Here is a 14280-nt window from a genome sequence, read left to right on the forward strand (position 1 = left end):
TCTAGTGAACCAGCTTATCCCAGATAACGACTTGGTTGGCTTTTAATGATTTCTGCACGTCAATGATGCGCTGGTTGGCACTGCCCCGAAACTGCAGCGTCAAATCCTTTTGCCCTTCTAAAAAGCGACCGTCAACCAAAATATCGATCAGGCTCAGCATTTCCAGTTTGTCATATGATTCCTGCTGCAGCTCTTCCCAAGTGTAGCCCGACCATGACCAGATATCTTTGGTATGGCCAAACTCCTTGCGCACGCGCTTGATGATCTTTAAGCAGACCTGGGTGTTCAAGAATGGTTCCCCGCCCAACAGCGTCAGTCCTTGAACATAGTCATGATCCAAGTCTTCAATGATCTGATCTTCCAGTTCCTGTGAATAGGGCTGACCATAGTGAAAGTTTTGCGCGGCCTTGTTGTAGCAGCCAGGACAGTTGAACAGGCAGCCGCTGACGTAAAGACTGCAGCGCACCCCTTCACCATCGACAAAGTTAAATGGCTTGTAGTCGGCAATGTATTGTAAGGAATGATCCTCGGCCAGCCATTCCTTGGGTTTAGGATTCTTGGGGAGTCTGATTGGACGTTCTTTTGTCATGCATATCTTCCTTTCTAAAGCAATAAAGGCCCGACGTTCGGTCTAGCCGAATGCGGACCCTTAGCGGTATTCACGAGTTGTTTAATTTTGATTGAAACGCCGAAGCTTAAGGTGGCGTCGTTTTAAGTCAGTAATATTTTCCAGCCATGCTGATCATTGAACCAGTCGCTGCGTGTTTTTTAAATTGCGGGCTGCGTGGTCTTTAAATTGCGGGCGCCGAATTTTCCAAGACACGGATTCAGCACTTTGATTTTTAAAATGCAGACGCAGCACCTTGGCTAAAGCCGAGCTGAGCATTTTGCCGGCTGCTTAGGATGCTGAACCAGACGCTGGCAGCCTGCTAGATCTGATCGCCGGTGATGTTAGCGTGCGCCTTATCATCCAGCTGCCGGCTCCGTTGGAATTCAGCGGCCGTCTTGATCATGCCAGGATCCATGTGCTTAGCCCGGTGAATGATTTCTTCGTGACGACCATGAACCATTGGCCGTGCCTGAGGATTGCCAAGGTAGCCGCAAGTCCGTTTAACCACGTCACAGGTTGCGGGATCAGTGTTGCCGCATTGTGGACACTTAAAGCCGCGCGCTGTGGCCTTGAACTCGCCTTTAAAGCCGCACTTGAAACATTGATCGATTGAGGTGTTGGTTCCCAGATAGCCGACATGATCGTATGCCCAGTCCCAAACGGCTTCCAACGCTTTCGGATTCTGACGCAGGTTTGGATATTCGCAGTAGTGAATGAAACCACCCGCTGCGTACTGAGGAAAGTCTTCTTCAAACGTCAGCTTTTCAAATGGCGTCGGATGCTTGCGGACGTCATAGTGGAAGCTGTTGGTGTAATATTCCTTGTCAGTGACGTCTTCAACCAGGCCAAACTTCTTTTCGTCATCCCGGCAGAACGTGTCCGTTAAAGATTCGGCTGGCGTGGAGTAGACGCTGAAGTGGTAGCCTTCTTCTTTTTCCCATTGCGCACAAAGGTCATGCATCTGTTTGACGATTGAAACCGCAAAGTCGTGAGCTTCCTGGTTGTGTTCCCACTTTGGACCGTAGAACGTTGAGCAGACCTCATACAGACCAATGTAGCCCAATGATACGGTCGCGCGGCTGTTCTTGAAGACCTCATCAACGCTGTCGTCTTTCTTCAGCCGCTTGCCAAACGCACCATACATGTAAAGCAGCGGCGCGTTTTCCGGCTTGGCTTCCTTGGTCCGCTTGATCCGGTAGTCCAGCGCGATCTTGGCAATGTTCATCTTTTCATCAAAGATCTGCCAGAACAGCTGCTTGTCGCCATGAGCCTCCAAAGCGATCCGAGGCAGGTTGACCGTAACCACGCCCAGGTTCATCCGGCCAGAGTTGACCTCCTTGCCGTTTTCATCTTTCCAGCCCTGCAAAAACGACCGGCAACCCATTGGCGTCTTGAATGAGCCCGTAATCTCCTTGATCTTGTCATACATCAATAGGTCAGGGTACATCCGTTTAGTAGAGCATTCCAGCGCCAACTGTTTGATATCATAGTTGGGATCGCCTGGCTTAAGATTCAGACCGCGCTTTAAAGTAAAGATCAGCTTCGGGAAGATCGCCGTCCGATGTTCCTTGCCCAGCCCCTTGATGCGAATCTGTAAAATTGCTTTTTGAATCTCGCGGCAGATCCAGGAAGTTCCCAAACCAAAGTTGATCGTCGTAAACGGTGTCTGCCCCTGACTGGAGTAGAGCGTGTTGATCTCATATTCCAGAGCCTGCATCGCGTCATAAATGTCTTTTTTAGTCTTGGCCTTGGCATAGGCTTCCTGCTTGTCTGGCGCAACCCATTCCTTGGCATCCTTCATGTGCTTTTCATAGTTAAGCTTGGCATATGGCTCCAACAGCTGGTCAATGCGGTTGGCCGAGCAGCCACCATACTGCAGTGAAGCTACGTTGGCAATAATCTGCGACATCTGAGCCGTGGCCGTTTGAATGGAGCGTGGTGAAGAAACCCACGCGTTCCCAATCTTAAAACCATTTTTGAACATTTCGTCAAAGTCGATCAGACAACAGTTGGTTTCTGGCATAACTGGAGAGTAGTCCAAATCGTGCCAGTGAATGTCGCCACGCAGATGTGCCTTGGCAACGATACCTGGCAGCATTTTGAGTCCCAGTGCTCGACTAACCACACCGGCTTCCAGGTCACGCTGCGTGTTAAAGACCCGTGAGTCCTTGTTGGCATTTTCGTGCACGATATGGGAATCACGGCCAAACAGCTGATGGAGCTTGTTCATCGGATTAGTGGCCTCGGCAAAGGCTTCTTCATCCTGCTTGCGGTATTCAATGTAGCGCGTTGCCAGATCGTCATGACCAGCCTGGCGCAGTCCATCAACAAAAGCTTCGGCAATCTCAATCGTCGTGGCGCTTGCCTGATCCTTAAAGGCCTGTGACAAAGCTTGGCAGACGGATTGTTGCGTTGCCCAATCCGCGTCAAGTGACTTAAAGATCAAGTTCAGCTTATAGGCATAAAAGGGCGTTTCAGTCCCATCCCTTTTAACTACCTTTAAATCTGCCAGACTATTTAGCCCGGTGTTTTTTTCCGTCTGCAGCTTCATTGTGATCCTCTCCTTTTTTGAACACCATCTATATTAGCGCAAAACACAACATCTAGTTAAGCCTTGACTTTTACATCACTATATGTTGTAGTCAGTAATTTGTTATTGCAGATCGAGGTTATAAAATAGATTTCATAATCGTACGTTAAGGCGATCAAAAGCACGCTAAAACTCAATTCTTGATTTGGCATGAATCGCATATCGAACTGAATTCAATGTATAATCCAAAGCTAATTTATCGTTTGATATGCTCATAAAATCGTCCTAAATTTTTCTGGATATATGATAAAAATACCATCACTTCCAAAAACAGCCAAAGACTATCATAGTTGCTAATCATTGATATATCAAGGCTTGACAAGAATTTAACGCTGAGTAAAACGTGATAGTTCTGATTGGATCAAGCTTTAAAAAATTTTTAGCGAGCCAGCTGTCGCCATGCTTTTTAATTTTTTCTATTATATAAATAACAGCCCGACCATTGCGATCGAGCTGTTTTAAAATTGATCAATATCATAAATCTCTTTAATTGCTTTATCAACATTGGTAAACGGATCATCGTCATAGATCTTGTTATTCTTTTGATAAAGCCGTTCAGCATTTAATTTGGCGGTCTGAACTTTGTCTTCAAGATATTTTGAATAATCAGAGCCTTTGAAACGACGATAATCTTGGCCAAAGTACTTTTTCCCCGAAAGTTTTTGATAAAGTCCTTTTCTTGTATATGATTTCATTACACTTTCAAAATGCATCAAAATCCAAATCTCAAATGAAATTGAAGAAAAAATCACTTTAATGTTATAGCGCTCGGCAAGTTTTTCGCAATGTTGCAGTTCTGCTCTTGAGTGATCATCGCGGTCAAAAACAACATATACCTGATCAAATTTTTCTTGTTTTTGGTGTTGATTGGCGGTCTCAATCAACTTTCTTCCAGAAGCCCCAGCATCTTTGACTTTTATTTTTGTGTGATATGTTGTCACGACATTGCCGCGACGATATTTTTTGTTAAGCATGTCAAAATACTGTTTTTCCGATGCGCCCTCGCAAAAAATGCCAATACTAAAATGTGGTTTTATCTTTTTCCTCGTTCTTGACATATTGTTCCCCCACTATGCCATCAACTCTTGCCAAAGTCTTCAATAATTCTTCGGTATCAACGATCGGAACGGCCCCATATCGTCCCTCAATGTAACGCTTGGCAAAATGAATATCCAGGCGTCCCTTAGTGCGTGGATCATTAAAATCAAAAATTGAGTTTAACGTGCTGATACCATGAAAATCTTTCTCAGCTAAGTAAATCTGGTCAATTCTCACCTTTAAGTCCATCAGCTGAATATTATGCGTTGTTAAGATAAACTGATTTAGGTTTTGCTTTGAATTAAAAATTCTGACCAGCGACTGTGACAATTCGTTATGAAGCGAATCATCAAATTCATCAATCAAAATTGTTTTGTGACTGCCATTAACCTGCGAATAGATAATGTACAGCACTATCTTAAAGATACGGATTGTCCCAAGCGATTCTTGGCTTAATGAAAATTCCTCATCTCCAACGACCTGTCCGGCACCATTATATTTTTTATGAACAGTAAATAGTTGCGGCACAGTTTTCTGCGCATCTTTAAAGAGTGGCTGCAGCTGTTCAGGAATATCTTGTAGATTTGGCGTAGGTATATCGCGAACCCTAATGTCAATAATATTAAAATCAGCGTTTCGTAAAAAGGCCACCATTTCATCTTTCAAGATTTGATTCTTCATTAATTCGACCAACTTTGCTGGTACGATGCCTGAATTATTAATTGCGTATAAATCATTATAAAACCATTTAAAGATACGCATTGCATGAATATCGTTGAATTGTTGCGCAATATAGAGAAACAGGCCATTGATACGCATATTTTTAATATATGCTTTTAATTGATCAGGTACGTTCAATAAATTCTGATCTTGTCGCTTGAAATAATTGATAGTCTTGTTTCGCTTAATAATGTCTAATGATTCATAAGTTACCGCACGTGCATTATAGTCAAAGCGATATTGATATTGAACTGAGTCAATCAATAAATCAATCGTAAAACTGGTATCTTCATTTCTTGAGTCCTCGTCCAAAGCAAATGGCGTAAATGCCAATCTGCTTGCACTGTTTTCGCCACCCCCGTTTAAAACGATTTTCTTCATCGTTAAAAGACCATTGATGACCCATGTTTTCCCCGCACCATTTGGACCAAAAATCAGCAGGTTTTTTAACAATTTGAGGTTTTTAAATTCAAACGTATTCGTTTCTCGGTAACTTTTCAGATATGCACCAGTTTCAGCAGAGAGAATCATCTCCTCTTTAAATGAAGCGAAATTTTTCATTTTAAAATCAATCAACATATCTAGTCACCTTCTTATTTGTTTATCACATATTTTCGTGATTAATTATAACAAATATTCCGTTTTCGTGCCTCAAATTTTCGCTTTATCCTGCTACCGATATAAATAACAGCCCGACCATTGCAATCGAGCTGTTTTAATTTTTCAACGCCGGCAAACGAAACCAATCCTCTAAAACTCGAGATAGTCATAATAAACGGAATTTGGATCTTGAACCGCTTTTAGATATTCCGCGAAATATGGCAGCGTGTAGTTAACCTGTCCATATGATGCCGGAACCACCAGATGACGCTCAATGGCACGACGGCGATATTGCGATACATAGGAAGCATTTTGATTCATCATTGAAACGACATCTTTAAACCGACGATGATCAGCTACAGCAATTAAATATTTCTTATCTTGTGGTGAAAGATCAACGAAAATTTTTTGATAGGCATTATCAAACAACTGAACAATATACTGCTGCTCAATTGACTTTAAATCTGCCTGCTGAATTGGACGCGCCAACTTTTCTTGATACTCAAAGGCCAAATAACCAAGCAGCTGAAAGGCATATGAATAGCCACGCACCATGTTAGCCATTTGCTGGGCAGTTACCCAGTCGCATCCAAGCACTTTGGAATAGCCAAGCGCAGTATTGCCGTTTCCTAGAGGCTCCATGGTTATCTTTTCAGAGCGCAATAAGAAAGTCATTTTATTTTCCGTTTGAATATTTAAAATCAGATCTGGTAACCCAGTCATTAGTGTAAAAATTGGCATCTGATGACGTTTCAAGTCGTTAAACACCTGTGCAAAGCTGCGAATTGCCTTACTGTTGTCAACCTCATCAATCGTAACCAAAACATATTGATGCTTCTTCTTTACTATCTGCATCAATTCAACGACCCGCGTAATAACATCGCTGCCAGCTTCTTCACTGTTAAAGGACAATGAAATCGGTCCAGCAGTAAACCCTGATAGTTTTTTGGCCAGAGCAGCAGTCTTACTCTCGACGGCCCGTTCTAGTTGATGGACAAAACTCGATAAAAGATGCTCATCATTAATCAGGCTGATTGGCAGGCATTGCAAATCTTGACTAAGCAATGTTTCTACCTGTGTCATAAAAGTCGTTTTACCTGATCCACGCACACCGGTTATGAAGAACGAACGAGCAAATTCACTGTTTTTAATCAACGCAGCCAATGATTCCGCTTGATTACCAGTATCAAGATAAATCTTAGGCACATCACCAAAAGTTGGATTGAACGGATTCTGCATGATATCACCTCACTTTTAACTTGCTATTTTTATTTTAGATCTTTTTAGAAGTTTTTAGAAGTTGTTTTTTCTTTTAGAATTTTTTAGATTCTTTTAGAACTTCATCATAAGAATATTGTTCAACAGCAGCTTCCTAATAATCGAAAAACCGTCCAGCATAAAAGCCAGGCGGTCATCTAATTCGCTAAAATGCACTGCAATAATTCCCGATGAGAAATCATTACATTTAAAAACGTCGAACGATTGTGAAGGTGATCCGGCGCTTTTGTACTTTAAATCATTGTCTTGGAGCAATCGTATTTTCAGCAATAGCCTGACTTTATTTGCAGCAGCCAGATTCCCGAACCGCCAATAGTATTGATGACCAACGATTAACTTATTGAAAGCAGGGAATCATCAGTCAGTAATGCTAACGACAAGCTCATCAAAATCGTCATTATGCAAAAAATCCTGTATAAATCATATGACGAAAACATCATTACCTACTTTTCGCAAAAAAGCGATGTATAGTAGGTAAAAAATATTGTATATCGAGTTAGGGTATCCTAACATTACCTACTATTGATCAAAAATTCCCCAATAGTAGGTAAATCACAAAAATGGTCTGGCCCGATCAACCATTAAATATGCAATTTTACCTACTATTCGGCAAAATGCGCCCAATAGTAGGTAAATTTCTCGAAATCGCATATGCACTTTCCCTGCACTTACCTACTTTTTTCAAAAAAGCATCGCAAAGTAGGTAATTTCAAAGAGTGCCGTCCAGATGCGCCTGATTTTTTCACAAACTCAGCCAGTAACCATCATAATAACGACCGCAAAACGGATTCAAGGCAGCCGTCAGTCAATTAGCATGGGTATTTCCGCGCTGGAACTGGGCTGTACTTTGGCCAACTGATTAACACGAAGATTTCCGCGCTGATGCTAGCAAACTCAGCCAGTAGCCATTATAATAACGACCGCAAAACTGATTTAAGAACGCTGCCAGTCAATTAGCATGGGTATTTCCGCGCTGGAACTGGGCTGTACTTTGGCCAATCGATTAATACAAGGATTTCCACGCTGATGCTAGCAAACTCAGCCAGCAACCATCATAATAACGACCGCAAAACTGATTTAAGGCCGCCGTCAGTCAATTAACATGGGTATTTCCGCGCTGATACTTAACGCTGATGCTTGCGATACCAGGCAATCGTCTCCTGTAAGCCAAACGCAAAATCTGTCTGACTCTTCCAATGCAGCTGGGTTTCAATCAGGCTGGTATCAAGCGAATAGCGCAGATCATGGCCAGGCCGTTCAGCAACGTGACGGATCAACTGATCGGAAAAGCCTAATTCTGCCTGCACCATTTTCGTGACCTCATTGTTGCTCTTTTCTTGATGCGCACCGATATTAAAGATCTGACCCAACTGACCATGACGCAAAACCAGATCAATGGCCGCGCAGTTGTCTTTGACGTACAGCCAGTCACGCCGGTCGGTACCTTGGCCATAAATGTTAAGCGGTCGATTGCGCAGCGCATTTTGAATCAGCATGGGCAATAGTTTTTCATGATGCTGACGTGGGCCAAAGTTGTTCGTGCTGCGCGTAATGCAGATTGGCATGCCAAACGTGTGCACCATCGCCAGTGCCAGCATATCTGCTCCTGCTTTGCTGGCAGCGTATGGCGAACTGGGATGCAGCGGATCGGTTTCCTTAGCCGCTTGCCCAGGCGCCATCGTACCATAGACCTCATCAGTTGAAATCTGAATGAATTTTTGAATATTGGCCTGATAGGCAGCATCCAATAAAACCTGCGTGCCTAAGACGTTGGTTTTGGTAAAGAGCTCCGGATTTTTCAGTGAATTGTCAACGTGTGACTCGGCCGCAAAATTAACGATATGATCAATGGCAAATTCCTGCAGCAGCCAGTCAACCAGCTCCCGATTGTTGATGCTGCCATGAACGAAATGATAGCGAGCATTGCCAGCTGCCTGCGCATTGTTGGCAACGTTGCCGGCATAGGTCAAAGCATCCAGGTTTACGATCTCAATGCTTTGATCGTGTGCAAGTTCATAATCAATAAAGTGACTGCCAATAAAGCCGGCCCCACCAGTTACCAATAGCCGCAAAAACATCATCTCCAAAAGTACATTTAATTTCCCTATATTAAATATAATACTTCATTATAAATAGAAAAAGCTCTCATCGTTTAGGATGAAAGCCTACTCGTTAACTAGTTGAATTCACCGGTTGTTGGATCCATTGTCTTGTATTGATTAGTGGTTGGGTTGTATTGGTAGATTCCCTTCAAGTGAGCAACGTCTGGGTCACCATTTGAATTGCGTACATCTACTTGGTAGTAGCCATCTTCGCCTTTCGTAACAGTGTATTGATCACCATTTTCTTGTTGCAGACCGGCAGCTTGTACTAATCCATTAATGATGCCAGCTTCTTCAGTATCAACGTGTTGTGCTACTACTTGTGATTCAATGTTGGCATTTTCATTGTTATTTACAACACTGCTGGATTCAGCTACCTTGTCAGTATTAACATTTGTTGGTTGGGTTACCGTCGTAGTGGTAGTTACCGGAGCCGTACTAGTTTGAGCTGCTTTAGAAACAGCCGTCTCACTACTGGAAGTTGCTGGAGTAGATACAGTCGAGTTTTCATTCTGTGCTGAACTGCCTGAAGCAACCGAACTACTTTGAGCTTGACTTGAAGAACTTGCTGCCTTCTTTACGCTCTTAGTGCTCTTGGCACTCTTAGTTACCTTTGCACTACTTGCTTCTTGACCAGTAATTGTTGAGGTGTTGGAACTGGTGGCGCAACCCGTCAGTCCCAATGCAGCCATTAAAATAATTGAACTTGTTAAAATTTTGTGTTGCAGCTTCATCATGATCCTTACCCCCGATCAAATTAGAATTTCCTGAATGAATTTCCTTATTTCTTTACATTCTTATTATACTTCATTTCAAACAATAATGTAACAAATATTTCAAAAACATTACGAAATAAAAGATATTTAATTCGACACCTTCTTATTTATCTGCTATATATCAGCAGGGTTAGCGCTTACTGAAGAGGAGTATCACAAGTAACGAGAATGTAACATACTATACTCCCTATTGTTATTCTTTCAATATTATTACCCACAAAAATAAATATATTAAAATCTTAAAAAGCATCTCTATAAATAAAGGACTAATCAAGTTCTCAGAATATAATACTTCACCTTCCGAACTATCTATTTATAGAATATCGATAATAAAAAAGCATTACTCTGACGATGTCACAGTAATGCTTTTACTTAGTATCCAGCACTATAGCTAGTAGAGTACGAACCATAAGTCGTATCAGCACTATACGTCGTTCCATAATTTGAACTGCCGCTTAGCGAAGAGCTCGACTTTTTAGAGGATGAGCTGATCGTATTGCTGGTACCACTGCCAGGCGTGTTGTAAGAAGCGCCGTTTGGCAAGACAAAATTGGTGTTGGTGTAGCCATCATATGTCGTCTGCAGATTGTACATCTTGGTTTCATTGTTAACGACTTTCTTAGCCTTCAAACCTAATTGATTCCGAATCAGCTTCGAAACCCGGTTGATTTCCTTTGGCGAGGCAATCTGGAAAGAAACGCCCTCAATTGTTGCATCCAAGCCTTGGAAATGTTCAGTCTTAATGTTCTTCAGTGCAACATGATAGTTGGTGTATAAAGTTGCCACGTTGTCAATTGGAATATTGGTCTTAACTCCATCCTTGACAGCGTCCATAATCTTGTTGGCAGCCGAAATGGAACCAGACTTCTTGAATTTCTTCATAACACTCTTCATAACCTGCTGCTGCCGGTTTTGACGGCCATAGTCACCTTTAGGATCATCATAGCGCATCCGAGAATACTGCAAGGCGTCATGACCATTCAAATGCAGCTTACCCTTGGCAAAATGCTGACCTTCATAATCAAAGGCAAATGGGTTATTGACATCGACCCCGCCAACCGCGTTAACGACTTTCTTTAAAACACCCATGTTGACAACAGCATAGTAATCAATTGGCACGCCCAAGAGCTCTTTAACCTGCTTGACAGTCTGCTTAGCGCCACCAATCTGGTAAGCAGCATTCAGCTTAACATAGTCCGCACCTTCGTCAGTATCCACCTTGATCAAGATATCGCGTGGGATACTGGTCATAGTAACCGTTTCTTTCTTGGGATTAATAGTAATCAGTTCAAGCGTATCCGTATTACCACCCTTATTCCCACGATTCATGGCACCAACGTCAGTCCCCATTGCCAGAACTGATACCGGCTTGCCTTCTTTCAGCTTTTTGCTGATCTTGCCTGAACCGTCAGAAAAGACACCTTGAGCAGTACTGTGAATCTTATGATATTCATAAGCACCACCGATGCAGAGCAATACGATGATCAAACCAATAAAGCGATAGACCCAGCGCAGCTTATTACGCGGCTTTTTAGGACTGTTTTGTGACTGATTATTTTGATTATGATCGTGTCGATATTCGGCACGTGTTTGATAGTCGCCATTCATTGTCTTGCTATACTCCAATAAACCAATTTTTTATCATAACTAACCCTCTAACTTTAGCAGATGTAAAGCGCTATCGTCAAATTTTGTTAAAAGATTTAAAGTATCCGTAAAGAATACTAGTATTGTAAGCACACCATAATGGTACGGGTTGAAAAATATACGAAAAAATGAGGCATCTCGCAGCTTGGCGAGATGCCCCATTTTATTATCCTAGTGATTTTATTTGCCGCAAATCTGCTGAACGGTTGGATTCCATGGCAAATAAGCCTTCAGATCCAGGTTCTGAGAGCGCGTGTAGGCTTCAAAGATCAATTTCAGATATTTGAAGACGTCCAGATTATTTAGTTTGGCCGTTTGAACGATCGTATAGAAGATCGCATTGGCTTCCGCACCGGCCGTGGACTTCGCAAACAGGCTGTTTTTGCGAATGATGGTCGACGGTCGGATGCTCTGCTCAACCGAGTTATTGCTTAACGGCAGCTCGCCAATCTCAAAGATCTGATATACACGATCCTTAAGTTTCAAGGCGTTTTTGACTGCGTCTTTCAGCTTATGCATCGGATAAGCAATCCCTTCAATAAAGCGATAGAAGGCATCCAACAGTGGCTTGACCAGTTTTCGTCGCTGCGCTTTTTTCTCAGCCGGCGTTTTATACCTCAAGTTATTTTCCTTATGAAACACTCGGCTAAGCAGCTTTACGGCTTGCGTTGCCTGGGCATTATTCTTTAACGTGAGGCCTTTGACCAATTCAATAAATGGTCGGCGAATATGTATGAGACAGCTGCCAAACGTTGCTTTGGGCAGCTGCTCTTGGCCGTAGCCACGATAGCCGTCACACATAACCGCTCCCGTATAGTCAGGAGTCAGTACGTCACTGATGACTTTTCCTGAACGAGTCGGCGCATAGTGAAAGTAGGCTATCTGATGTTTTGCGAACTCCTTCGGTGTTCGCAAAGCCCAGAAAAAGGACTTGCTTTTCCCGCTGTCGAGCACTTGAAAAGGAGTCTCATCCATATGAACAACTTTCTCTTGTCGCAATTGGCTGACAAGAACGTCGCTCAATGGTTTTAAAAACCGCCTGGCACCTTTAATCACCGCATTTGCCATTTGCTTGGAATCCAATTCAAGATTAGCTGCTTGCCACATGCGTTCCTGACGATTAAACGGCACAGCCAAATCAAATTTGTTAGCCGCAATCGTTGCCAGGATGCTGCTTGAGATATAGCTGTGATTAAACAGCGGACTCGGCGTCTTGGCCGTAACCAGCTTATCGCCACCGTTGGGATGACAATGCTGACACTTGTATGTCTTCGCATAAACGTTCCTACAAACGGTATGTGCTGGAACGTATACCGCTTCGCGACTTGCCAATCGGCGGCCAATCTGCTTCATTTCTTGATGACAGTCAGGACAAGTTTTATCATCCAGGTCGTATTCACAGTTCTCCTGTGGCAGACTATCCAGATTTTCTTTCCGGCTGTTGCTTTTCTTTGGCTTAGGGTGACGACTGGATTCTCGCTTTTCTACCGCCGCATCTGAAGGTTCTTCGCTATCAGTTGCTTCAACCTGCTTCTCTTCAAATAAAGAGAGCTGATCTGGGTTTAAAGACTCATTTTTTTTTGCGAATTGGCGATGCTGTTGAAGCTGAAGGGCTACCTTCAACTGATTGATCAGCTCGTTTTGTTGCTGAATCACTTCAGACAATTGCTGAATGACCTGCAAGGCTTCTTCAAGATTCTTGGGCTGTTGTGCTTGAGCCATAGTTCGTCACCTCCTAACGCTTCTGAATGCTATTAAGCATATCAGAAACGTTAGGAAATTAACAGACTAAAATCAATATAAATGCCCATTTGGCGCGGGTTTAACTCGCTTAACAGGCAACGGAGAGATGCCTTCCAAAAGCTGCTTGATTTGGCGTCGGCTTAACTGGACGGCATCATTGCGATGCCGTGGCCAGCGCAGACCACCATTTTCAAAACGTTTATAAAGCAAGATGAATCCTTCACCGTCCCAATAGAGTCCCTTAAACCGATCATTCCGCGTACCGCAGAAGAGAAATAGGGAATCATCAAACAGATCCAGATCATAGTTTTCAGCGACCACTGCAGCTAAGCCATCAATGCCTTTGCGCAAGTCGGTTTTGCCGCAGACGATAAAAACATGCTTCGGCTGGGTCCAATTAACTAGCATGATCAACGAGGAGTTTAATCAGGTTTTCGATCATTACGGGATCCGCGTCTTGATAGATGTTGAGCCGCACCTTCTGAATCGAAAGTGAGGCTACCAGCACGCGCCGGTTAGTCTTGCGGTCGTTTGAAGTGGCGCTGACTTCAACGATTTCATTTTGAGCCATCAAAAAGACCTCCTATATGAGTTTCCTCAAGTATAGAAGGTCCGTGTGGCGGTTGGAATACGTGTTGTTATGGTGTGCTTACTTTTCAAAGCGTTTATAAAGTAAGATGAATCCTTCACCGTCCCAGTACAAGCCTTTGAAGCGGTCATTACGATTGCCACAAAATAGGAATAGCGAATCATTATCTAATTCCAAGCCATAATTCTCTGCGATCACCATGGCCAAACCATCAATCCCTTTCCGCAGATCTGTTTTACCGCAAACTATGTAGACGTGCTGAGGAGCACTCCAGTTAACCAGCATAAGCGGCTACTGCTTTAATGATCTCACTAACCAGAGCGGGATCTGCTTCTTGGTAGACATTAATTTTTACTTGGTGCAGTGAAACGATAGCTGCCAAGCGTGAGTGCTTAGCAACTGGCTTCTTTGCTCGCGGTATATCAACTTCGACAAAATCTTGCTTCATAAAAAAGTCCTCCTCCTTGAATATGTCTTCAAGTATAGGAGAACTTGGAATTTAATCATATGCGGTTGGTTATAGTGTGCTTACATTTACACAAACAATTTTACACTCCCAAAAGTTTAGATTCGATAACTAAAAATTC

The 14280-nt window shown here is 42.9% G+C and carries 13 protein-coding genes; all 13 read right to left on the reverse strand.

The window, feature by feature from the left end; translation table 11 throughout:
* Window position 1: 1 nt before the first annotated feature.
* The 13 genes from nrdG to ABC765_RS08855 all read right to left on the reverse strand — a co-directional run bounded on the left by nrdG (window position 2) and on the right by ABC765_RS08855 (window position 14141).
* Window positions 2-589 (reverse strand): anaerobic ribonucleoside-triphosphate reductase activating protein, encoded by a 588-nt coding sequence (gene nrdG / locus ABC765_RS08795; protein ID WP_347980269.1) that lies wholly within the window; start codon window positions 587-589, stop codon window positions 2-4.
* A 340-nt stretch (window positions 590-929) separates the two neighbouring features.
* Window positions 930-3161 carry an anaerobic ribonucleoside-triphosphate reductase gene (gene nrdD, locus ABC765_RS08800; protein ID WP_347980270.1) on the reverse strand — a complete coding sequence of 744 codons (2232 nt, stop codon included), beginning with the start codon at window positions 3159-3161 and terminating at the stop codon, window positions 930-932.
* 497 nt (window positions 3162-3658) lie between these two features.
* Window positions 3659-4258, reverse strand: coding sequence for an RloB family protein (locus ABC765_RS08805; RefSeq protein ID WP_347963936.1), 600 nt, complete (start codon window positions 4256-4258; stop codon window positions 3659-3661).
* Window positions 4221-5537, reverse strand: a complete 1317-nt coding sequence (locus tag ABC765_RS08810; protein ID WP_347980271.1) for an ATP-binding protein — start codon at window positions 5535-5537, stop codon at window positions 4221-4223. The genes ABC765_RS08805 and ABC765_RS08810 overlap by 38 nt, the downstream gene beginning before the upstream one ends.
* Window positions 5538-5708: 171 nt before the next feature.
* Window positions 5709-6797, reverse strand: coding sequence for a P-loop NTPase fold protein (locus ABC765_RS08815; protein ID WP_347953664.1), 1089 nt, complete (start codon window positions 6795-6797; stop codon window positions 5709-5711).
* Window positions 6798-7960: 1163 nt separating this feature from the next.
* Window positions 7961-8908, reverse strand: coding sequence for a dTDP-glucose 4,6-dehydratase (gene rfbB / locus ABC765_RS08820; protein ID WP_347980272.1), 948 nt, complete (start codon window positions 8906-8908; stop codon window positions 7961-7963).
* Between the two features lie 104 nt (window positions 8909-9012).
* Window positions 9013-9675 carry a hypothetical protein gene (locus ABC765_RS08825; RefSeq protein ID WP_347980273.1) on the reverse strand — a complete coding sequence of 221 codons (663 nt, stop codon included), beginning with the start codon at window positions 9673-9675 and terminating at the stop codon, window positions 9013-9015.
* A gap of 411 nt (window positions 9676-10086) precedes the next feature.
* Window positions 10087-11322 carry an LCP family protein gene (locus ABC765_RS08830; protein WP_347980274.1) on the reverse strand — a complete coding sequence of 412 codons (1236 nt, stop codon included), beginning with the start codon at window positions 11320-11322 and terminating at the stop codon, window positions 10087-10089.
* Window positions 11323-11541: 219 nt separating this feature from the next.
* Complete coding sequence (locus tag ABC765_RS08835) at window positions 11542-13083, reverse strand: IS66 family transposase (RefSeq protein WP_347963210.1); 1542 nt, start codon at window positions 13081-13083, stop codon at window positions 11542-11544.
* A 72-nt stretch (window positions 13084-13155) separates the two neighbouring features.
* A complete protein-coding gene (gene tnpB / locus ABC765_RS08840; protein WP_347963209.1) occupies window positions 13156-13512 on the reverse strand; it encodes an IS66 family insertion sequence element accessory protein TnpB in 357 nt (118 codons plus the stop codon).
* Entirely contained in the window at window positions 13502-13675 is a 174-nt protein-coding gene (locus tag ABC765_RS08845; RefSeq protein WP_347963208.1) for a hypothetical protein, read from the reverse strand. The genes tnpB (ABC765_RS08840) and ABC765_RS08845 overlap by 11 nt, the downstream gene beginning before the upstream one ends.
* Before the next feature lie 78 nt (window positions 13676-13753).
* Window positions 13754-13978 carry an IS66 family insertion sequence element accessory protein TnpB gene (tnpB, locus tag ABC765_RS08850; RefSeq protein WP_347980275.1) on the reverse strand — a complete coding sequence of 75 codons (225 nt, stop codon included), beginning with the start codon at window positions 13976-13978 and terminating at the stop codon, window positions 13754-13756.
* The gene (locus tag ABC765_RS08855) at window positions 13968-14141 is read right to left on the reverse strand and encodes a hypothetical protein (RefSeq protein WP_347963373.1); all 174 of its coding nucleotides are present in this window, start codon (window positions 14139-14141) and stop codon (window positions 13968-13970) included. Before ABC765_RS08855 ends, tnpB (ABC765_RS08850) begins: the two co-directional genes overlap by 11 nt.
* Between the last annotated feature and the right edge of the window lie 139 nt (window positions 14142-14280).

This window comes from Limosilactobacillus sp. WILCCON 0051, from assembly GCF_039955095.1.
GTDB lineage: Bacteria > Bacillota > Bacilli > Lactobacillales > Lactobacillaceae > Limosilactobacillus > Limosilactobacillus allomucosae.

Coding starts and splice junctions, on each gene's coding strand:
- ABC765_RS08835 (WP_347963210.1), bottom strand. CDS start 13,083: ATGGCTCAAGCACAACAGCCCAAGAATCTTGAAGAAGCCTTGCAGGTC.
- nrdD (WP_347980270.1), bottom strand. CDS start 3,161: ATGAAGCTGCAGACGGAAAAAAACACCGGGCTAAATAGTCTGGCAGAT.
- tnpB (WP_347980275.1), bottom strand. CDS start 13,978: ATGCTGGTTAACTGGAGTGCTCCTCAGCACGTCTACATAGTTTGCGGT.
- tnpB (WP_347963209.1), bottom strand. CDS start 13,512: ATGCTAGTTAATTGGACCCAGCCGAAGCATGTTTTTATCGTCTGCGGC.
- nrdG (WP_347980269.1), bottom strand. CDS start 589: ATGACAAAAGAACGTCCAATCAGACTCCCCAAGAATCCTAAACCCAAG.
- ABC765_RS08855 (WP_347963373.1), bottom strand. CDS start 14,141: ATGAAGCAAGATTTTGTCGAAGTTGATATACCGCGAGCAAAGAAGCCA.
- ABC765_RS08815 (WP_347953664.1), bottom strand. CDS start 6,797: ATGCAGAATCCGTTCAATCCAACTTTTGGTGATGTGCCTAAGATTTAT.
- ABC765_RS08810 (WP_347980271.1), bottom strand. CDS start 5,537: ATGTTGATTGATTTTAAAATGAAAAATTTCGCTTCATTTAAAGAGGAG.
- ABC765_RS08845 (WP_347963208.1), bottom strand. CDS start 13,675: ATGGCTCAAAATGAAATCGTTGAAGTCAGCGCCACTTCAAACGACCGC.
- ABC765_RS08825 (WP_347980273.1), bottom strand. CDS start 9,675: ATGATGAAGCTGCAACACAAAATTTTAACAAGTTCAATTATTTTAATG.
- ABC765_RS08830 (WP_347980274.1), bottom strand. CDS start 11,322: ATGAATGGCGACTATCAAACACGTGCCGAATATCGACACGATCATAAT.
- ABC765_RS08805 (WP_347963936.1), bottom strand. CDS start 4,258: ATGTCAAGAACGAGGAAAAAGATAAAACCACATTTTAGTATTGGCATT.